The sequence below is a fragment of the Rhizobium sp. WSM1274 genome (assembly GCF_025200775.1).
Classification (GTDB): Bacteria; Pseudomonadota; Alphaproteobacteria; order Rhizobiales; family Rhizobiaceae; genus Rhizobium; species Rhizobium leguminosarum_I.
Genome location: NZ_CP104140.1, coordinates 163976 through 186468, shown reverse-complemented (window position 1 = coordinate 186468; position 22493 = coordinate 163976). Strand labels below are relative to the sequence as shown.

General features: G+C 61.1%; 19 protein-coding genes and 1 pseudogene. 10 read left to right on the top strand and 10 right to left on the bottom strand.

The features are described 5' to 3' along the window. Window positions 1–386 precede the first annotated feature (386 nt). From N2600_RS30655 to N2600_RS30645, 3 genes are read left to right on the top strand one after another with little or no spacing between them, the layout of a single operon-like run. Window positions 387–701: a hypothetical protein gene (locus N2600_RS30655; RefSeq protein ID WP_011655053.1), complete on the top strand. Its 315-nt coding sequence runs from the start codon at window positions 387–389 to the stop codon at window positions 699–701. A 52-nt stretch (window positions 702–753) separates the two neighbouring features. Next, window positions 754–1044 (top strand): DUF3175 domain-containing protein, encoded by a 291-nt coding sequence (locus N2600_RS30650; protein ID WP_017968329.1) that lies wholly within the window; start codon window positions 754–756, stop codon window positions 1042–1044. A 6-nt stretch (window positions 1045–1050) separates the two neighbouring features. After that, the gene (locus tag N2600_RS30645) at window positions 1051–1776 is read left to right on the top strand and encodes a glutathione S-transferase (protein WP_260299692.1); all 726 of its coding nucleotides are present in this window, start codon (window positions 1051–1053) and stop codon (window positions 1774–1776) included. Window positions 1777–1788: 12 nt separating this feature from the next. Here the strand turns inward: N2600_RS30645 and ligD are convergent, their stop codons facing one another. The 9 genes from ligD to N2600_RS30600 all read right to left on the bottom strand — a co-directional run bounded on the left by ligD (window position 1789) and on the right by N2600_RS30600 (window position 11477). Next, a complete protein-coding gene (gene ligD / locus N2600_RS30640) occupies window positions 1789–2667 on the bottom strand; it encodes a non-homologous end-joining DNA ligase (protein ID WP_260299691.1) in 879 nt (292 codons plus the stop codon). Continuing rightward, window positions 2664–3671 (bottom strand): DNA topoisomerase IB, encoded by a 1008-nt coding sequence (locus N2600_RS30635; protein WP_260299690.1) that lies wholly within the window; start codon window positions 3669–3671, stop codon window positions 2664–2666. Before N2600_RS30635 ends, ligD begins: the two co-directional genes overlap by 4 nt. A 12-nt stretch (window positions 3672–3683) precedes the next feature. Beyond that, window positions 3684–5840: a glycogen debranching protein GlgX gene (gene glgX / locus N2600_RS30630; RefSeq protein ID WP_260299689.1), complete on the bottom strand. Its 2157-nt coding sequence runs from the start codon at window positions 5838–5840 to the stop codon at window positions 3684–3686. Window positions 5841–5942: 102 nt separating this feature from the next. Next, entirely contained in the window at window positions 5943–6737 is a 795-nt protein-coding gene (locus N2600_RS30625) for an SDR family NAD(P)-dependent oxidoreductase (protein ID WP_260299688.1), read from the bottom strand. A gap of 200 nt (window positions 6738–6937) precedes the next feature. After that, window positions 6938–8152, bottom strand: coding sequence for an MFS transporter (locus N2600_RS30620; RefSeq protein WP_260299687.1), 1215 nt, complete (start codon window positions 8150–8152; stop codon window positions 6938–6940). Window positions 8153–8294: 142 nt separating this feature from the next. Continuing rightward, window positions 8295–8777 carry a GNAT family N-acetyltransferase gene (locus N2600_RS30615; protein ID WP_260299686.1) on the bottom strand — a complete coding sequence of 161 codons (483 nt, stop codon included), beginning with the start codon at window positions 8775–8777 and terminating at the stop codon, window positions 8295–8297. 76 nt (window positions 8778–8853) lie between these two features. Next, window positions 8854–10059, bottom strand: a complete 1206-nt coding sequence (pcaF, locus tag N2600_RS30610) for a 3-oxoadipyl-CoA thiolase (RefSeq protein WP_260299685.1) — start codon at window positions 10057–10059, stop codon at window positions 8854–8856. Between the two features lie 9 nt (window positions 10060–10068). Further along, window positions 10069–10773, bottom strand: a complete 705-nt coding sequence (locus N2600_RS30605) for a 3-oxoacid CoA-transferase subunit B (RefSeq protein ID WP_260299684.1) — start codon at window positions 10771–10773, stop codon at window positions 10069–10071. Beyond that, entirely contained in the window at window positions 10770–11477 is a 708-nt protein-coding gene (locus N2600_RS30600; RefSeq protein WP_017968319.1) for a 3-oxoacid CoA-transferase subunit A, read from the bottom strand. The genes N2600_RS30605 and N2600_RS30600 overlap by 4 nt, the downstream gene beginning before the upstream one ends. A 159-nt stretch (window positions 11478–11636) precedes the next feature. Between N2600_RS30600 and N2600_RS30595 the strand changes: the two genes are divergently transcribed. After that, window positions 11637–12395 carry an IclR family transcriptional regulator domain-containing protein gene (locus N2600_RS30595; protein WP_260299683.1) on the top strand — a complete coding sequence of 253 codons (759 nt, stop codon included), beginning with the start codon at window positions 11637–11639 and terminating at the stop codon, window positions 12393–12395. Between the two features lie 54 nt (window positions 12396–12449). Here N2600_RS30595 and N2600_RS30590 read toward each other — a convergent pair. Continuing rightward, window positions 12450–13993, bottom strand: a pseudogene (locus N2600_RS30590) (acid phosphatase). A 199-nt stretch (window positions 13994–14192) separates the two neighbouring features. On the opposite strand from N2600_RS30590, the gene N2600_RS30585 reads away from it, so the two are divergent. The 6 genes from N2600_RS30585 to N2600_RS30560 all read left to right on the top strand — a co-directional run bounded on the left by N2600_RS30585 (window position 14193) and on the right by N2600_RS30560 (window position 22492). After that, entirely contained in the window at window positions 14193–15482 is a 1290-nt protein-coding gene (locus tag N2600_RS30585) for a cytochrome-c peroxidase (RefSeq protein WP_260299682.1), read from the top strand. Window positions 15483–15649: 167 nt separating this feature from the next. Continuing rightward, entirely contained in the window at window positions 15650–16576 is a 927-nt protein-coding gene (locus N2600_RS30580; protein ID WP_170256523.1) for an ArsR/SmtB family transcription factor, read from the top strand. A gap of 210 nt (window positions 16577–16786) precedes the next feature. Next, window positions 16787–18295: an arabinosylfuranosidase ArfA gene (gene arfA / locus N2600_RS30575; protein ID WP_260299681.1), complete on the top strand. Its 1509-nt coding sequence runs from the start codon at window positions 16787–16789 to the stop codon at window positions 18293–18295. A 313-nt stretch (window positions 18296–18608) separates the two neighbouring features. Continuing rightward, entirely contained in the window at window positions 18609–20513 is a 1905-nt protein-coding gene (locus N2600_RS30570; protein ID WP_170260512.1) for an ABC transporter substrate-binding protein, read from the top strand. A 113-nt stretch (window positions 20514–20626) separates the two neighbouring features. Beyond that, window positions 20627–21631 (top strand): ABC transporter permease, encoded by a 1005-nt coding sequence (locus tag N2600_RS30565; RefSeq protein WP_003554064.1) that lies wholly within the window; start codon window positions 20627–20629, stop codon window positions 21629–21631. Window positions 21632–21634: 3 nt separating this feature from the next. Beyond that, window positions 21635–22492: an ABC transporter permease gene (locus N2600_RS30560; RefSeq protein WP_162115258.1), complete on the top strand. Its 858-nt coding sequence runs from the start codon at window positions 21635–21637 to the stop codon at window positions 22490–22492. The last annotated feature ends 1 nt before the right edge of the window (window position 22493 follow it).

Sequence of the window (22493 nt, the reverse complement as noted above, 5' to 3'; positions counted from 1 at the left end):
TCTCTGCCAGTCGTGGAAATGCTGTAACTTCTGCTTTATGCGTCGGCGCCATGGAACTCGGGATATTTGCGCATCAGATCCACCTCACTGATGCAGCTGTCGTCACGCGCCATCAGTTCGATCGAGATCGTGTCGGCAGGATCGGGGTATAGGTGACCGGCATGCCTGACCGTTCACGTCGATCGCGCCGTTCCATCGGCTTTGACGATGTTGTTTTTCCATGTTCTCGGCTCCTTCCTATGTGCAGCTCATGCAGACTTTTCCCATCGGATACCTGATAAAATCGGCTTTTGTTCCGAATCCTGGGGCTGCAGACCATGATAGTATGACCGGAACTTTTGGCCTCCGTATCGGTTCACTCCCTTTGAAAGCCAGAGGAGGCAAAAATGCCGAGAGGTGACAAATCCGACTATACCGACAAGCAGAAACGCAAGGCCGAGCATATCGAGGAGGGCTACGAGGATCGCGGCGTCTCCGAGAAGGAAGCCGAACGGCGTGCCTGGGCGACCGTCAACAAGGAAAGCGGAGGCGGCAACAAATCCGGTTCCGGCCGCGGCAAGAAGGATACGCATGAATCTTCTGAAAAGGGCGGCCGCATCGGCGGCGCGGCCTCCGCCGCACGCTCGAAGGAGGAACGTTCCGCTTCCGCGAAGAAGGCCGCTGCAACGCGCAAGCGCAACGAACACCACAGCCACCATTGAAGAGGATGCGGCAAGCGGAGGCTTTCCGCCAGCCGCACAGGGAGTTTGACCCATGGCCAAATCGAGGAAGAAATGGTCGCAGGACGTCACCGAACACAGCGATGCGTTGGACCTAAAAGAAGGCGTGTTCAAATCGGACGATCCGAAGAAGATTGCCCGCTCCGTCAAGCACTCAGCCGAAGAGAGCGACCGCCGCAAGTCGAGTCCCTTTCGTGCCGCCATGTCGATGCTGACCTTCTACATCAACCGCGCCGGCAACCAGCTGACGAAAAAGCGGCGCGGTACCCTTGAAAAAGCCAAGGACGAACTGCGAAAAGACTTCGGTCGCCAACCGAAGGATTGAGCAGCCATGGCATATGAGCTTTATTATTGGGACGGCATTCAAGGCCGCGGCGAATTCGTGCGATTGGCGCTGGAAGAGGCCGGCGCCGACTATATCGACATCACCCGCCAGCCCGGGCGCGGCACCGGCGCCATGTTCGACATAATGGAGAGCGAAAGCGAACCGCACATTCCTTTTGCCCCGCCCTTCCTGAAGGACGGTGACCTCATTATCCCGCATGTCGCCAACATCCTGCTTTATCTCGGTCCGAAGCTCGGCCTTGCGCCCGAGGATGAAGGCCTTCGCCATGTCGTCAACGGCCTGCAGCTGACCGTCACCGATTTCGTCGCCGAAGTGCACGATACGCATCATCCGATCGATATGTCGCTCTATTATGAGGACCAGAAGCCAGAGGCAAAAGCTCGCTCAGCCGCCTTCATCCGCGAACGCATTCCGAAATTCCTCGGCTATTTCGAGCGTGTGCTGCGGCAAAATCCGAAAGGCCCCAAGCATCTGGTCGGCGATGCGCTCACCTACGTCGACCTCTCGCTCTTCCAGGTGATCGAGGGCCTGAGCTACGCCTTCCCAAGAGCCATGACAAACCGCAAGGCGGAATATCCCGCCCTTCTGGCTCTGCATGATGCGGTGGCTAAGCGTCCAAACATCGTCCGCTATCTCGCCTCCCCCCGCCGCCTCGCCTTCAACGAGGAAGGGATTTTCAGGCACTATCCTGAGCTCGACAGTGCGGGCTGAGTTAAGAGCCGTTCATTCCAGTGGCACGGCCGCATCGAAGAAATTTCCCCATGGGTCTTTCGGCCGGGTCTCCAATCGCCGCCGCACGTTGCCGAGCGTGAAAGCGGCGGGACCGTTCACCTCGTTCAATTCTGACCAATCCAGCGGCATCGAAACTGGCGCGCCCGATCGCGCCCGCGTCGAATAGGCCGCGACCGCCGTGTTGCCGCGGCCGTTGCGGAGATAATCGATATAGATATGTCCACCGCGTTTTGCCTTTGTCGCGGTTGCCAGATATTTGTCCGGCGCGTCGGCCGACATGCTTTCGGCCAGTGAATAGGCGAAATCCTTCACCTTCGCCCAGCCGGCCTTCGGCGCAAGCGGCGTCACCACATGCAGCCCCTTGCCGCCCGATGTCTTGACGAAGGCAGCCAACCCGCGGGCTTCCAGCCGTGCCTTCAATTCAAGCGCTGCCGTTATCGCCGCGCCCCAGGCAACGTCCTCGCCGGGATCGAGGTCCATGGTGATCATATCGGGTCGTTCCCAATCGTCGGTCGTTACGCCCCAGGGATGAATTTCGAGCACGGCCGACTGCACCAGCGCCACGAGACCGTTGAAATCGGCGATGCGCAGCAGCTTTTCGCCGTCCGCATCCTGCGGATCGGCAATCTCTTCGATATGCGGGTTCATGCCCTTCCAGGCATGTTTCTGAAAAAACCGTTGGTGGCTTTTTATCCCATCCGGCAGACGCAGCAGCGCCAACGGCCGATTGACGACATAGGGCGCCATGAACGGCCAGACCGCCGCGTAATAATCCGCGAGCTGCTGCTTGGTCACGCCCTCGTCCGGCCAGTAGAGCCGGTCGGGATGTGTCAAAGATACGTCCGATGCCGGCGGATGTCTGGGGCTCATTCTTCGATCTCGCTTGTGAGGAAATCAAGTAGCCTGTTTTCCTCGGCCCGCAAGCCCCGCAGCGGTTCGTTGCCGCTCTCCGTCAGCGGATGATCGTTGCCGGCGAGCGCGATGATCGCGGGATGGATATAGCTCGAGCGCGAAATCGCCGGTGTGTTGTGCAGCGTCTCGGCCGCGGCCTCCGACATTTGCTTTACCGTCGGCCGGCCGCCGCCGGCAATTGTCTCGCGCGCCACACCGAAGGCCGCCAGCGAGCCCGCCCAGGTGCGGAAGGTTTTCGCCGAAATCGGAACCCCCGATATCTCGGCCAGATAGGCGTTCAGCCGGCCGGAATCGATCGGCTTCAGCGTCCCGCTTTCGTCCTTCCAGACGAAGAGCTGGCGGCCGGGCAGGTCGGCTATCTCCTCCAGGATCTTCTGGAGCCTGGGATGCTTGAGGCTGCGGTGGACGCGCTTGCCACCCTTGGCGCGAAATTTCAGCTCTATCTGACCGGCGACGATCTTCAGGTGGCGCTTCAGCAGCGTCGTTGCGCCATAGGTGCCGTTCTCCCTGACATAGGCCTGGTTGCCGACGCGTAAGTGCGCCTCGTCGAGCAGCGTCGTCAAAGCCGCAAGTACGCCATTGATATCCTCCGCACCGGTGTCGAGATGGCGCAGCACGGTCCGGCGGATCCGAGGCAGCGCCCGGCCGAACTCGATCAACTGATGGAATTTTCCCGCACTTCGAAAGGATTGCCAGTCCTTGTGATAGCGGTATTGCTTGCGGCCGCGCGCATCGAAGCCCGTCGCCTGCAGATGACCGTTTTCGTAGAGGCAGATCCAGACATTCTCGTAGGCCGGCGGCAATCCAAGTGCCCTGATGCGCGCCCGCTGCGATTCATCAGTGAGCGTCGTGCCGTCGGGCATGACGTAGCTGAAGCCCTTGCCCTTCCTTCGTCTTCGGATGCCAGGTTCGGTGTCGCTGACATAAACGAGACCAAGTTCGGTGATGGCTTCGGCATTCATGCTTTCTGAGACCTACTTGCTCCAGCGGCCGAACTGGAACCAGCGACGACGCTCGGCCTTTGTCGCGCCTTGCGGCGGTTCGGTTTGTCCCTTCGGTGCGAAGACTGCGACGCTCTGGGCATAGACCATCACCGGATTGTCCTCATCGTGCACCTCGAAAGCCTCCGTCTCTGATCCCGTGTCGAGAACCCTCGACCACTGTTTCAGCCCGTTCACGACAGGCAGATGGACCTCGCAATCGCCGCCTGCATTGAAGACGAGGAAAAGGTCGTCCATCCTCTCGGTATCCGGAGCATGCACGCTCCTCGAGAGATAGACGCCAATGACCTGCAATCCGTCGTCATTCCAGGCGCCGTCATCCATGAAACTGCCGTCGGGCTTGTACCAGGCGATCTCGATGCGCCCGTCCTCGGCTGTCTCTCCGGTCAGGAACCGCTCCTGCCGCAGGACGGGGTGGGCCTTGCGGATGGCGACTGCCTGCCGGCAGAAATCGAGGAAGGGGTCGTCGAGCCCTGCCCAATCCGTCCAGCCGATTTCGTTGTCCTGGCAATAGGCGTTGTTGTTGCCGCCCTGACTGTTGCCGAGTTCGTCGCCGGCAAGGATCATCGGCACGCCCTGGGAGAGCATCAGCGTCGCCATCATGTTGCGCCGCCGCCGTGACCGCGCGGCGTTGATATCGGCATTATCCGTCGCACCCTCGGCACCCATATTGTCGGAATGATTATCCGAATGGCCGTCCCGGTTATCCTCGCCGTTCGCCTCGTTGTGCTTGTCGTTGAAGGAGACCGTGTCCATCAGCGTGAAGCCGTCATGGGCCGACAGAAGATTGATCGAGGAGGTCGCTCCCCGGTCCGAATGGTTGAACTGCGGCGCCGAGCCGGTGACACGCGCCGCCACCTCCGACACCATGCCGCCATCGCCCTTCCAGAAACGGCGAACATCGTCGCGGAATTTGTCGTTCCATTCGCGGAAGGGATGCGGGAAGCCGCCGACCTGATATCCGCCCTCACCGATATCCCAGGGTTCGGCGATCAGCTTGACCCCCGATAGCATCGGATCCTGCCGGATGGCGCCGAAGAAGCCGCCTTGGCGGTCGAACTCCAGATCCTGCCGGCCGAGCGTACTGGCAAGATCGAAGCGGAAGCCGTCGATATGCATGACGCCCACCCAGTAACGCAGGCTGTCGAGCACCATGCGCATCACCATGGGGTTGGCGACGTTCAGCGTATTGCCGGTACCCGTCGTATCGAAGGTATGGCGCGGATCATCGGGGGAGAGAATGTAATAGCTCGCATTGTCGAGCCCGCGGAAGGACAGTGTCGGGCCTTTTTCGCTGCCTTCGGCGGTGTGGTTATAGACCACGTCCATGATGACTTCGATGCCGGCGGCATGGAACCTTTTCACCATGGTCTTGATCTCGGTGATCTTGTCGCCGGACATGTAGCGGGATTGCGGCGCAAAGAAGCCGAGCGTCTGGTAGCCCCAGTAATTGCGTAAGTTCTTTTCCAGGAGATAACGGTCGTCGAGGAAATATTGGATCGGCAGAAGCTCGATCGCTGAGATGCCGAGCTTGACGAGATGGTCGATGATCGGATCGCTGCACATGCCGAGAAATGTGCCGCGCAGCCGGTCAGGCACTTTCGGATGCGTCATCGTCAGGCCGCGCACATGCGCCTCATAGATGATCGTGTCGGGCCAAGGGCGGCGGATCGCCTCTTCACCCGCCCAGTCGAAGTCCGGATCCTGCACCACGCCCTTAACCGTGAAGGGCGCACTGTCGCGCTCGTCGAAGGAAAGGTCATCCTCGCCGATCTGGTAGCCGAACAGCGCATCGTCCCACGTCAACTCGCCCGTCACCTGTTTGGCATAGGGATCGAGCAGCAGCTTGTTCGGATTGAAGCGATGGCCGGCGGCAGGCTCGTAGGGACCATGAGCGCGATAACCGTAGACGGTGCCGGGGCCGATGCCGGCAATATAGCCCGACCAGATATCGCCTTCGCGTTTCGGCAACGGCAGCCGGGCGATCTCATTCTTTCCATCAGGCGAGAAGAGACAGAGCTCCATCTGTTCCGCATGCGCGGAGAATACCGCGAAATGGGTGCCAGAACCCGTATACTCCGCCCCCAGCTCCGGCTTGAGGAAGTCGAGTTCCGAAAATGAAAAGCTCATGGTGCCCCGCTTGCTGAAAAGACCAAGCAGGAAACGTCACGGCGGTTCGAAAGTTCCCTTTTAAAAGGGAAAGCGAAGGATCTTGCTCGCCGATCGAAGCGTCTACGGCATCAGCTGGCCGCCATTGACCTCGATGATCTGGCCGGTGATGTAGCCCGACAGCGTCGGCGAGGCGAGGAAGAGATAGGCGCCGACGCAATCTTCCGACGTGCCGACGAAACCCATCGGGATCGACTTGCGCTGCAGCTCCATCTGCTCGTCATTGGTATAACGCTCGTGGAAGGGCGTGGCGATAACACCCGGCGCCACCGCGTTGACGCGGATCCTGTCGGCGACGAATTCCTTGGCATGACCGCGGGTGATCGTCGAGACGAAGCCTTTGGACGCCGCATAAAGGATCGCACCATTGCCGCCGCCATTGCGTGCGGCGATCGATGTGGTGTTGATGATGAAGCCGCCCTGCTTCTTCAGCCAGGGATGCGCCGCACGCGTTGCCGCCAGTACAGAGCGTGCGTTGAGATCCATGACCGCGGCATAATGGGCGTCGGTATATTCTGCGGTCGGCTTGCGCCCCAGCATGCCGCCGGCATTGTTGATAAGCCCGTCGAGATGACCGAAGGTCTTCGCTGTCTCCTCGACGACACGCTCCGTCTCGCCCTCCCTCGACACGTCGCCCTGGATCAGATGCACCGTGCCGACGGCAGCCCGGATCTCGTCTGCAAGCTTCTCCGCCGGTTCGCGGCTGGCATTGTAATGGACACCGACCTTGGCCCCTTGAGCCGCAAAGGCGCGAGCGAGCGCCGCGCCGATGCCGGTCGAGGCGCCGGTGATCAGCACGGCCTTGCCGGACAGGTCCGGCAGCTTGATGGATGCGAGCGACTGCGCAAGTTCGACCATGGCGACGATTGCCTCCCGAAAAACCAAGGACATAGGTGATGAAACGAATAGGAGAAGACTTATCAGGGGAAATCGAGGAAGGGCAATGCACGAAAAGGCGAGATTTGCGTCGCTCTTAGGGAATGCTGGATAATCTTCACGCGGGCGGCCATCGTCACCGACAGCCGCCTTGAAGCCTGCAAGAACAGAGAAGTGTCTGATTACGGAGCCGCGCCGAAGGACGGCTGCGGCTTTTGGTGGGCGAGAGGCGGGAATGCGAGCGCTATCGCCGCGGCCCCCAGCCCGACCATTGCGGAGCCGATGAACAGCCAGGAATAATTGGCGAAAGTGTCGAATATCCAGCCGCCGATCAGAGGGCCGAAGGCCATGCCGAGGCTGGACAGCATCGTCGCTGCGCCCAAGACGGTACCGACGATGCGTTGGCCGAAATATTCCCGCGCCAGCAGCGCATAAAGCGGCATCACGCCGCCATAAGCGCTGCCGAAGACGATGGCGAGCGCATAGAATTCGGTCAGCTCGCTGACGAGGAGATAGGTCGCAAGCGCTGCCGCCTGCACCAGCAGGCCGGCGACCAGCACCGGCTTTACCCCGATTCTGTCGGCGAGGCTGCCATAGAGCAGCCGGCCGCCGAGCCCCGCCAGCCCCTCAACGCTATAGATGCTGACCGCCGCCATCGGTGCGATGCCGCAGATCGTCGCATAGTTCACCATGTGGAAGATCGGGCCTGAATGGGCCGCACAGCAGGCAAAGAAGGTCAGGCCGAGCACGATGAATTGCGGTGACCGGAAGACTTTCGACAGCTGTGGCCTGGCGCCTTCCGCGGAAAATCCGGTGTCGGCATCTGCGGTCTCGGCAGGCGGACGCCTGACCAGCAGCGCGGCTGGCACCAGCAGCACCCAAGTCGCGATACCGATGATCAGCATGGCCGGCCGCCAGTCATAGGCCGAGATCAGCCAACGCGCGAAGGGTGAGATCGTCATCGGCGCAACGCCCATGCCGGCGGAGACGAGCGACACGGCAAGGCCGCGGTGTTCGTCGAACCAGGCGGTCGTCGCCGCGATCATCGGCGCGAAGAAGGCGCTGGCGGCCAGTCCGACGAGGATGCCGTAGGTCAGTTGGAATTGCAGGAGTGTCTCGGCGCGGCTCGCCAGCACCAGCGCCAGGCCGAGCAGCCCCGACCCTATCAGCACGACGACACGCGGGCCGAAGCGGTCGCTTGCCGCCCCCCAAAGGAAGCCGCCTAAGCCCATGACAATGAAATTCAGCGTCATTGCGCTCGCGATGCCGACATGCGACCAGCCGGTCGCGGTTGCGATCGGCTCCTGAAAAATCGCCAGCGAGAACATCGCCCCGATGGCCACGCATGACATCAGAGCGCCGACGCCGACGATGACCCAACGATAAGAAACACTCATGGCTTCATAACCTCCATGCCGACAGAGTGATCGCGAGGCACGCGGCTCACCCGCCGCATTCCGCGCCTGCAATGTCAAGACGTTTGAACCGCCGCGATTTCGACAGCGCATTCACATCTTTTTTCGCCGCACGACGTGGCCGCTAAAGCCTGCGAAACATCACCAATGCGTCGACATAGCCCTGCTTGGGATGGAGGAAGACGCCAGGAAGCCGGCCGACGATATCGAAGCCGAGAGATTGCCACAGCGCTACGGCGCGTTCATTGCTGCTGACGACGAAATTGAACTGCATCGCCCGAAAGCCAAGCAAGCGGGCATGGCCCAGGGAATGCTCATGCATCAGCCGTGCGACGCCGCGGCCGCTCGCGGCAGCATCGGTCATGTAGCCGCAATTGCAGACATGCCGGCCGCCGCCTGCCTGATTGGCCTTGATGTAATATGTGCCGAGGATCACGCCGTTTTCTTCGGCGACGAAGGTCTCGCGGTCCGGTGCCACCCAGTAGGCCAGCGCATCGGCTTCGCTGAGATCGCGATCGAGCGCATAGGTTTCGCCGGCGCGGATCGTCGGACCGATGATCCTCCAGATCGCGCTTCGATCCTTCTTGTCTGCAGGTCGGATCAGCATGCCCGATCTCTAACGAAACCGGGCGCACCGCGCAACGGGTCGGCAGCCTCCGGCTAAAGCTGGAAGCGTCCCGACCTCAAACCCTTTCAAGCGCAACCGCGATCCCCTGCCCGACACCGATGCACATGGTCGATAGCGAGTATTTTCCGCCGGTCTCCAGAAGCTCGAGTGCTGCCGTGCCGGTGATGCGTGCGCCCGACATGCCAAGCGGATGGCCGAGTGCGATCGCGCCGCCATTGCGGTTCACGCGTGCGTCATCATCGGCAATGCCCAGCGCGCGCAGCACCGCCAGCCCCTGGCTGGCAAAGGCCTCGTTGAGTTCGATCACGTCGAACTGCTCAGCGGTCATGCCGAGCCGTGCCATCAGCTTGCGCGAGGCCGGGATCGGCCCGACACCCATCACCCTTGGCGGAACGGCGGCAGCCGCGCCGCCGAGGATGCGGGCGATCGGCGTCAGGCCGTATTTTCGCGCCGCCGCTTCCGACGCGACGATCAGTGCCGCCGCCCCGTCATTGACGCCGGAGGCATTGCCGGCCGTCACCGTGCCGCCTTCCTTTTTGAAAGGTGTCGCGAGTTTCGCCAGCGTTTCGATCGTCGTCGCGCGCGGATGCTCGTCCTTGTCGACGACAACAGCATCACCCTTGCGCTGCGGGATCGTCACCGGCGTGATCTCCTTCGCCAGCCGTCCGTTTGCCTGGGCGGCGGCGGCCTTCGCCTGGCTTCGCACCGCAAACGCATCCTGGTCTTGGCGGCTGACATGATAGTCCTCGGCGACATTCTCGCCGGTCTCCGGCATGGAATCGACGCCGTACTGCTTCTTCATCAATGGGTTGACGAAGCGCCAGCCGATCGTCGTGTCATGAATTTCGGCCGCGCGCGAAAAGGCCGCCTCGGCTTTCGGCATGACGAAAGGCGCGCGCGACATGCTCTCGACGCCGCCGGCGACCATCAGCTCGGCCTCGCCGGAGCGGATGGCGCGCGCCGCCGTGATCACCGCATCCATGCCGGAGCCGCAGAGCCGGTTGATCGTCGTGCCGGGAACCGTGATCGGCAGGCCGGCCAGCAGGGCCGACATGCGCGCCACATTGCGGTTGTCCTCGCCCGCCTGATTGGCGCAGCCGAAGATCACATCGTCAACGGCTTCCCAATCGACGGCGGCATTTCGTTGCATCAGCGCCTTCAGCGGGACTGCGCCGAGATCGTCGGCGCGCACCTGGGATAGCGAGCCGGCGAAGCGGCCGATCGGCGTTCTGACATAGTCGCAGATAAAGGCTTCGGTCATGGCTTTTCCTCAGAGTTTGGGGACAACGAGGTCCGCAACCGGCCCGTCGACATGCAGCGGCGCGCCGGTCATCGCCTGCAATTCCTCCTGCGACATCGCGGCCAACTTCTCGCGCAGGACGAAGCGTCCCTTGACGATGTCGATGACGGCATGGCTGGTATAGACGCGGGTGATGCAGGCGACGCCGGTCAGCGGGAAGGTGCATGTCTCCACCAGCTTCGGCTCGCCCGTCTTGGTGACGTGCTCGGTGATGACGCAGACCTGCTTGGCGCCGTGCACCAGGTCCATGGCGCCGCCGACGGCCGGCACGCCTTTGCTGCCCACCCGCCAGTTGGCGAGGTCGCCATTCTCCGCAACCTGATAGGCGCCGAGGATCGCGACGTCGAGATGGCCGCCGCGGACCATGGCGAAGCTGTCGGCGTGATGGAAGAAGGCAGCGCCCGGCTTCAGCGTCACGGCCTTCTTGCCGGCATTGATCAGATCCCAGTCTTCTTCGCCTGCCGCCGGCGGCTCGCCAAAGTTCAGGATGCCGTTTTCGGTGTGGAAAATCGCCTGACGGCCGGGCGGCTGATAACGGGCGACCATTTCCGGAAAGCCGATGCCGAGGTTCACATAGGCGCCGTCGGCGATGTCCTGCGCGGCGCGCCAGGCGATCTGCGCATTGGAAAGCTTGATGTCTTCGCGGGTGTTGATGGAGCTGATATCGATGGTCATACGTAGGCCACTCCGGCTCGAATGAGCTCTTCTTCCTGCTGGGGATGGGGAACGGCAACGACGCGGTCGACGAAGATGCCCGGTGTCACCACTTGCTCGGGATCGATGCCGCCTGCCGGCACGATCGATGAGACCTGGACGATGGTCTTCGCCGCCGCCATGCACATCAGCGGATTGAAGTTGCGGCCGGCCTTGTTGTAGGTGAGATTGCCCTGGATATCGCCGATCGCAGCCTTGACGATTGCGAAGTCGGCCTTCAGCCAGCGCTCCTGCACGTAATGGCGGCCGTCGAATTCGGCGATGACCTTGCCGTTGGCCAGTTCGGTGCCGTAGGCCGTCGGCGTGTAGAAAGCCGGGATGCCGGCCCCGCCGGCGCGGATACGCTCGGCAAGCGTTCCCTGCGGCACCAGCTCGAGCTCGATTTCGCCGGCTAGATATTTATCGGTAAAGGCGCGCGGATCCGACGAACGCGGGAAAGAACAGATCATCTTTCTGACCATGCCGGCATCGATCATCGCCGCGATACCGATGCGCCCGTTGCCGGCATTGTTGTTGATCACGGTGAGGCCTTTGGAGCCCTTGTCGATCAACGCATGAATGAGCTCGATCGGCGCGCCCGAGCCACCAAAACCACCGATCATGACGGTCGCGCCATCACCGATCTCAGAGACAGCTTCCGCCGTGCTCCCGACTGTCTTGTCCATGCCGGATCTCTCCTTGGCTGATGCGGTCGGGAACTCTCCATCCCGTCCTCTGGCGTAGACATAAAGCGCGGCAAGCCAGCCGGCAACGTATTTTGTGCGGTATTTGACATTTGTTCATATATCGCACAAAGTGAAATGAATCCATTGGAGACTGGACCCATGCGCGAAACGGATTTCGTCAGCGGCTTCGCCCGCGGCCTGAAGGTCATCGAAGCTTTCGGTGAAACGCGGCAGCGGCTTTCCATTGCCGAGGCCGCCAAGCTGACGGAGCTTGACCGCGCCACCGTGCGCCGCTCGCTGCTGACGCTCGCCGAGCTCGGCTATGCCGATTACGACGGCAAGTTCTTCACGTTGACGCCGAAGATCCTGCGCCTTGGCCATGCCTATCTCTCAGCGACGCCGCTGCCGGCGCTGCTGCAGCCGCATCTCGATCAACTCTCGGAAAGGGCCGGCCAGAGCGCCTCGGCCTCGGTGCTCGACGGCACCGACATCGTCTATATCGCCCGCGCTTCGCAGCGCCGCGTCATGTCGATCAATTTGACCACCGGCAGCCGCCTGCCCGCCTACTGCGCCTCGATGGGCCGCGTGCAGCTTGCTGCCCTGGCCGAAAGCGAGGCGCGCGCCATCCTCGCCCGCAGCGAGCTGAAGCAAAACACGCCGAATACCAAGACCGATCCGGACGAGCTGATCGCCGAATTCCGGCGGGTCCGCACTGAGGGTTACGCCATCATCGATCAGGAGCTGGAGATCGGCCTCTGCTCCATCGCCGTGCCCATCGACAACGACCGCGGCGAAACGCTCGCGGCGATCAATATCGGCGCGCCAGCCGCCCTCGTCCCGGCGGCGGAAATGAAGGAACGCTATCTGCCGCTGCTGAAAGAAACACAGGCGGCGTTGCGCCCGCTGCTGCATCGCTGACAGCAAAATTGGGGCAGAGCGGCCCCGGTCAGCACCGGGGCCGCTCGTAATCGGTCAATGTGTCAGGTCGAGTGCAGCTGTGAGGTCACCCATCGGCGGCCGGTCGTTATTGCACAGCGCCTTGTCGCGGGCGAGGATGCCGGGCAAAACCGGCAGATCGTAGCGCGCGGTGATGAAGCGGATGATCGACGTCGTGTCGTACTGGGTATGATCGACCATGCCGCCCTTGGCGAAGGGCGAGATGATGAAGGCGGGAATACGGTTGCCCGGACCCCAGCGGTCGGCCTTCGGCGGTGCGACGTGATCCCAGAAGCCGCCATTCTCGTCATAGGTGACGATAACGAGCATATGGGCCCATTGCGGGCTGTTCTCGAGATGGGAAACGATATCGGCAAGATGCTGGTCGCCGCTCGAAACATCGGCGTAACCACATGTTCGTTGAGGTTGCCCTGCGGCTTGTAGAAGGAAACCGCCGGCAGCTTGCCATCGTCGATATCCCTAAGGAAAGCTTCGCCGCCAAGGCCGCCATCTTTCAGATGTTCGGCACGCGCCGGCGTACCGGGCGCAAAATTGGCGAAGTAGTTGAACGGCTGGTGATGAAACTGGAAGTTCGGCACCGGCGTGGCGTTCTTGCCGTCCAGGGCTGCCTGCCAGGCGCCGCTATACCAGCTCCAGCTGACACCCTTCAGCGACATGAGGTCGCCGATGGTGATTTCATGCTGCGGCGGCAGCGTCGTTGCGGCCGCCGGATCGGCAAAGGCCGGATCGCCGTCCTTGGCCGGCGGATTGGCGCTCGGCTGGTAGGGTGGCTGCATGGTGTTGACGGCGTAGAAGTCGGGCGTCAGCGTGCCGTCGGAGACGAATTTCGGTGCGCCCTCCAGCGCCGACTTCGGGGCATTCTCCGCCACCATCAGCGACGTCCCATCCGCATCCACCTTGGCGATGGTCGGCCTGGCTGGGCTCTTGTCGGCATCCGGATAATAGGGCGCGCAGGCGCAGACCAACGCGAAGTGGTTGAGGAACGAACCGCCGAAGGCGCCCTGGAAGAAATTGTCGGCAATGACGTATTTCTTGGCGACCTGCCACATCGGCAGGATGGAGCCGTCGTAGTGCCCCATGACCAGGCTGCCGGAATCGGCCCAGGCGACGAACTTGTCGTTCTTGCCGCCGTCGATCTGCATCTGCTCCTGATAGAAGCGATGCCAGAGGTCGCGGGTGATGACCGAAGGCGCCTGCGCGAAGCCCTTCGGATCGTCGATCGCGAAGGAGGCGTTGGCAAGATGGGCCGACTGCGCCTCAGTGACAGCAGGCGTCACCCCCTTGGCGGTGAGGCCGCCCCAGGCCGGCGGCAGTTCGGGCAGCGGCTGGCCGTCGCGGTCGAGTTGGCGGGCGCGATCGGCTGTCGCGTTCGAGAGCCCGTCGGCGCCTGGAAAGCTGCCGTAGAGATTATCGAAGCTGCGGTTTTCGGCATAGATGACGACGACATTGTCGATCTTGTCGTAGCCGGCGGGCGCCGCATGGGCTGCCGTCGCCATGGCAAACGGCACCATGGCCGATCCGGCGAGACGGATGGAATGGAGGAGTTTCAGTCTTTTCACGGGAAGTACCTCATGGCTAGGGGGCGTTGGCTAGAGGGAGCGGAGAACGCTCGGGGGCGCGCTGAGGCTATTCCCGCCGTCTATCAACTTTGTGACATCAGGACTTGCCGTGATGCCGCACGAGGATGGCCGTCATCAATTTGTTGCAGCGGGGTTCGATCATAGCGGAAACCGGCCCGAACTTATTGGAATCCTTATGATGACGACGAAGATCATCTGGCTTGTGCGGTCCGGCCTGGCCGTCAGCATGGGTGCCGTGGCGCTTGGTCTTGCCCTTCTTCCCCTGCGGCAAAGCAGCGCGGCAGCTGCCGCCGGCGTGCATCCGGGGCCGATGTCGCGCACGGAAGCCTTCGCCCGGGCCGAAACGCTCACAGCGCTCGGCCGCAAGATATTCTCAGATACCTCGCTGTCGGCCTCGGGGCTTCAAGCCTGCGCGTCCTGCCATGATCCGGCTCACGCCTTCGGCCCGGCATCGGCCATGCCGGTTGAAATGGGCGGCGAGCATCGGGACCAGCCGGGGCTACGCGCCGTTCCGACCCTGCGCTATCTGCAATCGGTGCCTGCTTTCACCGAGCATTGTTACGATTCAGAGGACGAAGGCGACGAGAGCGTCGACAACGGCCCGACGGGCGGTTTGACCTGGGACGGCCGGGTCGATCACGGCGCCGATCAGGCAAAAATCCCGCTGCTCTCACCCTTCGAGATGGGCGACAGGGATGTGGCCGAGGTGGTGGCGAAGCTGCAGACGGCAGCCTATGCCGACGACATCAAGGCGGCATTCGGCGAGGCCGTGTTCGACAATCCTAAGGACGCCTTCGATGCCGCCGCCGAGGCGCTCGCCACCTTCGAACAGAGCGGCCCGGATTTCTCTCCCTATTCCAGCCGCTACGACGCCTTCCTCGCCGGCAGGGCGACGCTGACGGCGCAGGAACTGCATGGGCGCCAGCTGTTCGAGGATCCGGCCAAGGGCAACTGTTCGAGCTGTCACTTGAGCGAACCCGCCAATGACGGCGAGCCGCCGCAATTTTCCGATTTCGGCTTCCTCGGGCTTGCCGCGCCGCGCAACATGGCGATCCCCGCCAGCAACGATCCTAACTATCATGATCTCGGTCTTTGCGGCCCTGAACGTACCGACTTTGCCGGGCGCAGCGAATATTGCGGCCTGTTTCGAACCCCGACGCTGCGCAATGTCGCATTGAAGCAGAGCTTCTTCCACAACGGCTATTTCCACTCGTTGCGCGACGTCGTCTCCTTCTATGCGACGCGCGACAGCGATCCCGGCCGCTGGTATCCGAAAAATTCCGACGGAACGGTTCGCAGATATGACGACCTGCCGCAGGCCTATTGGGACAATCTCAACCAGGATCCGCCCTTCGGCAGGAAGCCGGGCGACGCGCCTGCCCTCACCGATCCCGAAATCGACGACATCGTCGCCTTCCTCAGAACCCTGACCGATGCCGACCTGCAGACCAAGACGACCGGGCATTAGGACATCTCGAATTTTAAGAAGTGCCCGCCGCGAGACTGCGCGGGGCATCTGCCGGACTCAGGGACCAATGACGTCTTTCTCAACAATAACAATCAAACCACCGAAGCATTCCTACTTGATGTATCACAATTTCCGATATACATCACTTCATCGGAAATAGTGGGGGAATGATGGAACGCTCGTTTTTGACGATTGCCGCCGGCGAGAATAATGATGCGATACGCGCGCTTTCCGCGCCGGCGCGGCTTGAGATGCTCAGGCTGCTCTGCGCCAGGGGGCCGATGAATATCAACGATATCGCGCGTGCTCTTTCTCTTCCACAATCGACTGTCGCCACCGGGATCCAGATTTTGGAAGACGCCCGGCTTGTCGATTCCCAGCTGACGAAGGCCCGCAAAGGAAACCAGAAGATCTGCTCTGCGATCTACAGCGAAATTCTGATCAGCTTTGAGGAAAGTGCCGCGCAAAGGGCCAACAACATCATCGAAGTCGAGATGCCGGTTGGGCTCTACACCAGCTGTGACGTCCATGCGCCCTGTGGTCTTTGCTCCACCGAGAGCGTCATCGGCCCGCTCGATGTTCCCGACTATTTTCTGGATCCGCAGCGCATGCAGGCCGGACTCGTCTGGTTCGGCAGGGGATATGTGGAATATAAATTCCCCAACAACGCCAAGGTGTTGAACAAGGATATTCGCGCCATCGAGTTTTCGATGGAGCTGTCGTCTGAGGTGCCCGGCACCAATCCGGACTGGCCCTCTGATATAACGCTCTGGGTCAACGGCATGGCGATCGGCACCTGGACGTCGCCCGGCGACTACGGCGACAAGCGCGGCGCCTTCACGCCGGCATGGTGGAAGCTCGAGGGCTCGCAATATGGTATGATGAAGACTTGGCGGATCTCCACGCGCGGAACCTTCATCGACGGTATCGCCGCGTCGAATGTCACGCTCAGCGATCTCGCGCTTGCCCAGCATTCTTCCATCCGGCTGCGGGTCGGCATCGCGGAGAATGCCGGCCATACCGGCGGCGTCAACATTTTCGGCCGCGGCTTCGGAAATCACGGACGCGATATCATCATGCGGCTGCATGTCTGAAAAATAAAAATCGGAAATCCTGATTTAAACATCACGCTTTTTTCCAATTCCGATGACCGATAAAATACGACAACATACTGTAATAAAACAATTTTCTCGGAAATCTGCATTAGTATGATTAAAAGCGCAACTCGGTTGACAGAACAACATTCCTGATATCAAGTTAGGGGCAAGAAAACAAAAAATCTGATATATAAACGGGAGGATCCGTTGAAGACGAATGTTATTGTCCACCGCGATTTTCGCATCGCGACCATTGACTCCAGGCTCTACAGCTCATTTCTCGAGCACCTCGGCAGGGCGATCTACGGGGGCATTTATGAGCCCGGGCATCCCACGGCCGATGAGGACGGATTCCGCCGGGATGTCCTCGATCTGGTCCGTGAGCTCGACACGCCATACTGCCGTTATCCCGGAGGCAACTTCGTCTCGGCCTATAATTGGGAAGACGGCGTCGGTCCGCGTTCGGAGCGCCCGGTGCGCCTCGACCTTGCCTGGCGCACCCGTGAAGCCAACCAGATCGGCGTGAATGAATTCGTCGACTGGTGCAAGAAGGCGAATACCAAGCCGATGCTTGCCGTCAATCTTGGATCACGCGGCCTTGATGCCGCCCGCAATTTCCTCGAATATTGCAATCATCCCGGCGGCACCTACTGGTCGGATCTGCGCCGCAAGCACGGCTGGTCCAATCCGCACGATGTGAAACTGTGGTGCCTCGGCAACGAGATGGACGGTCCCTGGCAGGTCGGCCACAAGTCGGCCTATGAATATGGCCGGCTGGCGGACGAGACGGCGAAGGCCATGCGCGGCTTCGACAAGTCGCTCGAACTCGTGGTCTGCGGCTCGTCGAATTCCGACATCAAGACCTATCCCGAGTGGGAAGCCCAGGTTCTCGAGCAGTGCTACGACAGCGCCGATCATATCTCGCTGCATATGTATTTTGCCAACCGCGAGAAAAATACCCTCAACTATCTCGCCCGCGCGACGAAGCTCGACCGCTACATCACCACGATCGGCGGCGTGATCGACTACATCAAGGCAAAAAAGCGCTCGAAGAAGACGATCGGGATTTCCTTCGATGAATGGAATGTCTGGTATCATTCCAACCAGCAGGACAAGGAGATCCTGGCGCGCGACGAATGGCCGGATGCGCCGCATCTCCTGGAAGATATCTACAATTTCGAAGACGTGCTGCAGGTCGGCGGCATCCTCAACACCTTCATCCGACGTTCGGACCGGGTGCGCATCGCCTGCATCGCACAGCTCGTCAACGTCATCGCCCCGATCATGACCGAAGACGGCGGTGCGGCGTGGCGCCAGACCATCTATTACCCCTTCTATTACGCCTCCCGGTATGGCCGTGGAACGGCGCTGCAGCTGGTCGTCGATGGCCCGACCTATGACAGCGACGAGGAGAACGACGTCCCCTATCTCGACGTATCGGCAGTCCATTCCGAGGACGGCAAGACGCTGACCTTCTTTGCCGTCAACCGCCATCCGAGCTCCGCGCTCGATCTCGATGTGCGGCTGGAAGGCTTCGGAAATGCCCGCGTGGTCGAGCAGGTGGAGATGACCCACGGGGACCTCGAGGCCGTCAACACGGCTGCGCGGCCGAAGACGGTCGCCCCCGTCAATGTCGAGAGTGGAAAGATCGAGGATGGACGGCTGCGCGCGGCGCTGAAACCGTTCTCCTACAACGTCATTCGGCTGTCGGTGTGACAGTCACCGCCGGGTAGCCCATTCAGGCGCCTCCGGCTAGAACAGGATGATTTTAGGCCGGATCGGCCAAAAATCTGAATCCTGTTCTAAATTAAATAGTTAGAGCATGATGTCGTCCGAAAGCCGCTCACACTTTTCGGCATCGTGCTCTGGGATATTCGGCTCGCTGCGAGGAGGCAGGGAGCCGGAAGGATGGTTCACCGAGGTCCAGGACCTGACTGTTCAAGTCCTGAGGCTTCTGCGAACCGACAACCGCGACGTGCCCATGCGTGCCTTTACGGCCGCCGTATCGTCGCTTTCTAGGGAGGAGTTCATGCAACAGTGGAAGAGGCTCGCATTTGGCGTCGCGCTGGCCGCACTCGGCCTGACAGCGACGGCCAAGGCCGATGACTATACCTCCTTGCCGCGCAAGGAGACGCTCATCGTCGAAAATCCGGAAGGGACCATCAAAAATCCCGGCTGGTTCAACATCTGGGTCAATGGCGGCGGCGGCGTATCGACCGGCCTGCAGCAGCTGACCATGGATACGCTCTGGTATATCGACCCCGAACAAGGACTTGGCGGCGCGACCTGGGATAATTCGCTGGCCGCCGACAAGCCGCAATACAATGCCGACTTCACCGAGATGACCGTGAAACTTCGCAAGGGGCTCTTCTGGAGCGACGGCGTCGAGTTCACGGCGGACGACGTGGTCTACACCGTCAAGACGCAGATGGATCATCCCGGCATGGTCTGGAGTGCTGCCTTCTCGGTGCAGGTGGCAAGCGTCGAGGCGACCGACCCCTCGACTGTGGTGTTCAAGCTGAAGAAGCCCAATTCGCGCTTCCACGCCATTTTCACCGTTCGCTGGAACGGCGCCTGGATCATGCCCAAGCACGTCTTCGAGAAAGTCGAAGATCCGCTTCGTTATGATTTCGCCAATCCCGTCTCGCTCGGCGCCTATAAGCTCAAGGCATTCGACCCCCAGGGCAAGTGGTATACCTGGGAGAAGCGCGACGACTGGCAGCGGACTTCGCTTGCCCGCTTCGGCGAGCCGGCCCCGAAATACGTGACCTATACCGATCCCGGCCCGCCGGATAAGCGCACGATCGCCCAGCTCGAGCATAATCTCGATATCATCCACGACAATACGCCGGAGGGCATGTTCACCCTCAAGGAGAAATCGAAGTCGATCGAAACCTGGTTCCCGGGCTTCCCCTTCGCCCATCCGGACCCGACGCTTCCGGCCGTGATCTTCAATACCCAGAATCCGCCCTTCGACAACGCCGATGTACGCTGGGCGCTTGCCCTGCTGATCGACATCAAGGCGGTTGATATGGCGAGCTATCGCGGCGCTGCGACGCTGTCGGCGCTCGGCGTGCCGCCGACGGCGGCCACGATGAAGGACTATCAGGCGCCGATGCAGGATTGGCTGAAGAATTTCGAGGTCGATACCGGCAAGAGCAAGATCAAGCCTTATGACCCGACGGTCGGGCAACAGATCGCCGATATCCTGCGCAAGCAGCCGAAGTTCAAGGACCAGATCCCGACCGATCCGGAAGCGATCAGTGGCGCCTTCGGCTATGGCTGGTGGAAACCGAACCCGAAAGCGGCCGGCGAACTTCTGGAGAAGGCCGGCTTCAAGAAATCCGGCGGCAAATGGCTGACCCCTGATGGACAGCCCTTCAAGATCCGGATGACGGTGGAAGGCGACACACGCTCGGTCTTCACTCGCGCCGGGACGCTGATCGCACAGCAATGGGCCGCCTTCGGCATCGACGCCAAAGCCGTGCCGGCCGCGAAACTTTGGCAGACGGCGCTACAGCCCGGCGATTTCCAGGTGGCGATCGCCTGGAGCGTCGAAACCTGGGGCGGCGATCCCGATCTGTCGTTCTTCCTGGATAGCTGGCATTCGCAGTTCGTGGCCAAGAAGGGTGACAATCAGCCGCCGCGCAACTGGCAGCGCTGGAGCAATCCGGAGCTCGACAAGATCATCGAAAGCATCCGCGGCATCAGCGCCGACGATCCCAAGGGCGTCGAGCTCGGCAAGGATTATCTGAAGCTGGTTGCCCGCGAAATGCCGACGATCCCGCTGATGTCGTATAACGTCTTCACCTCGATGGATACGACCTATTGGACCGGTTATCCGACGATATCGGATCCCTATACCGATCCGGTGCCGAATTGGGCCAACTCCAGGCTGATGATGGTCAAGCTGAAGCCGGCACAACCGAAATAATCCTCCCAACGCCGGCGCGAGTGTTGCGCGCCGGCCCCCTAATCGACGGGCATGTGGCATGTCCGTCGATCCTTTCCACTCGATGAAGGGAACCAGAGAGGAACCACTGCCCTATGACGTCCTATCTGATCTTTGTGCTGAAGCGGTTCGGTCAGTTTCTGCTTGTCGTATTTCTTGGCGTGACCATCACATTCTTCGTCACGCACCTGACCCCGATCGATCCGGTCGAAGAAAGCATAGGCGCCATCACCCAGATGGGTCAGTCCGATCCCAACGCGATCGAGCTCATGCGCCAGTCGCTTCGCGAGCTTTACGGCATGGAGGGTTCGATCTGGCAGCAATACCTGCATTTCTGGCTCCGGCTTGCCACAGGTGATCTCGGTCCCTCGCTGTCGGCTTTTCCCACGCCAGTTTCCACCATCATCCTGCGGTCCCTGCCCTGGACCATCGGTCTGATGACGGTGTCGACCCTCATCACCTTCGTGCTCGGCAATGCCATCGGCGCACTCGCCGGCTACTACCGCAAGGACATGGTGCTGAAGGCCGTCAGCCTCGTCTTCATCGCCCTGCTTCCCATTCCCTATTACATCCTGGCCTTCGTGCTTCTGATTGTGTTCGGCTATCTCTGGCCGGTGCTGCCGATCAACGGTGGCTACGAGATGAACGCCAATCTGGACCTCTCCTTTGCCCTGGTCTTCGATATCCTGAAACACTCGATCCTGCCGGCCTTGTCGCTGATTATGGTCGGCGCCGGCAGTTGGCTGATCGGGATGCGCGCGCTCGTTTCCAACATCATCACTGAGGATTACGTCGTCTTCGCCGAGCTTGGCGGCGTTCCGAAGCGAAAGATCCTGCGCTCCTATATCGCCCGCAATGCCATGGTGCCGCAGTTCACCGGGCTTGCCATGTCGCTCGGCGCGATCTTCAACGGCACGGTCATTACCGAAATCGTCTTCGGCTATCCGGGCATCGGCAACCTGCTGATCGAAGCGGTGCATGCCGGCGATTACAGCCTGGTGCTCGGCCTCAGCGCATTGTCGATTGTCGGCGTTGCCGCCGCCGTCTTCATCATCGACATCCTGAGCCCGCTGATCGACCCGCGCATCAAGGTGGAATAGAGCATGTTTACGATTGTCCGCGACCTCGCGCGCCAGAATATGGAATTCCTCTGCGGCCTGCTGCTCTTTGCCGTTATCGTCGGCTTCGTCATCTTGTCCTATTTCTCGCCCTACGGCGCGACCGACATCTATCTGCTGCCGCCGGACATGCCGCCCGACGGCGAATACTGGCTCGGCACGACGTCGCGCGGCCAGGACGTTTTCTGGCAGCTGACGACCGCCCTCAGGAACACCTTGTTTTTCGGCATCGGCGTCGCCTTCATTTCACGCATCATCTCGTTGGTCGTCGGCCTCGTCGCCGGTTATGCCGGCGGCGCGGTCGACCGGGTGCTGATGGCGATCAACGACAGCGTCATGGTCATCCCGCAATTTCCGCTGCTGATCCTTTTCTATTTCGTGCTGAAGGATAGCATGACCTGGACGGCGCTGATCCTCATCATGGCCTCGCTCGGCTGGTCCTACGATGCGCGCCTCATCCGTTCGGTCGCAATCAGCCTGAAGACGAGATCCTTCACCACCCAGAGCGTCTATTCCGGCATGAGCATGCGCAAGATCCTCGTCGAGGAGCACCTGCCCTATGTTCTGCCGATCGTCTTTGCCACCACGATGAACAACATGATCTGGTCGATCGGCATGGAGATCACCCTGTCGGTGCTCGGCTTCACCGATATCGAGACGCCGACCATGGGCATGATGATCTACTGGGCCAATGCGCATTCGGCGCTGATCTCAGGCATATGGTGGTGGGTGGCCGCCCCCGTCGCCGTCATCGTCGTCCTCTTCCTGGCGCTCTTCCTGCTGTCCATGTCGATGAACGAATACAATGATCCGCGCAGCCGGCTGAACCGGATGGGAAATTAGT

Coding starts and splice junctions, on each gene's coding strand:
- N2600_RS30655 (WP_011655053.1), top strand. CDS start 387: ATGCCGAGAGGTGACAAATCCGACTATACCGACAAGCAGAAACGCAAG.
- N2600_RS30650 (WP_017968329.1), top strand. CDS start 754: ATGGCCAAATCGAGGAAGAAATGGTCGCAGGACGTCACCGAACACAGC.
- N2600_RS30645 (WP_260299692.1), top strand. CDS start 1,051: ATGGCATATGAGCTTTATTATTGGGACGGCATTCAAGGCCGCGGCGAA.
- ligD (WP_260299691.1), bottom strand. CDS start 2,667: ATGAGCCCCAGACATCCGCCGGCATCGGACGTATCTTTGACACATCCC.
- N2600_RS30635 (WP_260299690.1), bottom strand. CDS start 3,671: ATGAATGCCGAAGCCATCACCGAACTTGGTCTCGTTTATGTCAGCGAC.
- glgX (WP_260299689.1), bottom strand. CDS start 5,840: ATGAGCTTTTCATTTTCGGAACTCGACTTCCTCAAGCCGGAGCTGGGG.
- N2600_RS30625 (WP_260299688.1), bottom strand. CDS start 6,737: ATGGTCGAACTTGCGCAGTCGCTCGCATCCATCAAGCTGCCGGACCTG.
- N2600_RS30620 (WP_260299687.1), bottom strand. CDS start 8,152: ATGAGTGTTTCTTATCGTTGGGTCATCGTCGGCGTCGGCGCTCTGATG.
- N2600_RS30615 (WP_260299686.1), bottom strand. CDS start 8,777: ATGCTGATCCGACCTGCAGACAAGAAGGATCGAAGCGCGATCTGGAGG.
- pcaF (WP_260299685.1), bottom strand. CDS start 10,059: ATGACCGAAGCCTTTATCTGCGACTATGTCAGAACGCCGATCGGCCGC.
- N2600_RS30605 (WP_260299684.1), bottom strand. CDS start 10,773: ATGACCATCGATATCAGCTCCATCAACACCCGCGAAGACATCAAGCTT.
- N2600_RS30600 (WP_017968319.1), bottom strand. CDS start 11,477: ATGGACAAGACAGTCGGGAGCACGGCGGAAGCTGTCTCTGAGATCGGT.
- N2600_RS30595 (WP_260299683.1), top strand. CDS start 11,637: ATGCGCGAAACGGATTTCGTCAGCGGCTTCGCCCGCGGCCTGAAGGTC.
- N2600_RS30585 (WP_260299682.1), top strand. CDS start 14,193: ATGACGACGAAGATCATCTGGCTTGTGCGGTCCGGCCTGGCCGTCAGC.
- N2600_RS30580 (WP_170256523.1), top strand. CDS start 15,650: ATGATGGAACGCTCGTTTTTGACGATTGCCGCCGGCGAGAATAATGAT.
- N2600_RS30570 (WP_170260512.1), top strand. CDS start 18,609: ATGCAACAGTGGAAGAGGCTCGCATTTGGCGTCGCGCTGGCCGCACTC.
- N2600_RS30565 (WP_003554064.1), top strand. CDS start 20,627: ATGACGTCCTATCTGATCTTTGTGCTGAAGCGGTTCGGTCAGTTTCTG.
- N2600_RS30560 (WP_162115258.1), top strand. CDS start 21,635: ATGTTTACGATTGTCCGCGACCTCGCGCGCCAGAATATGGAATTCCTC.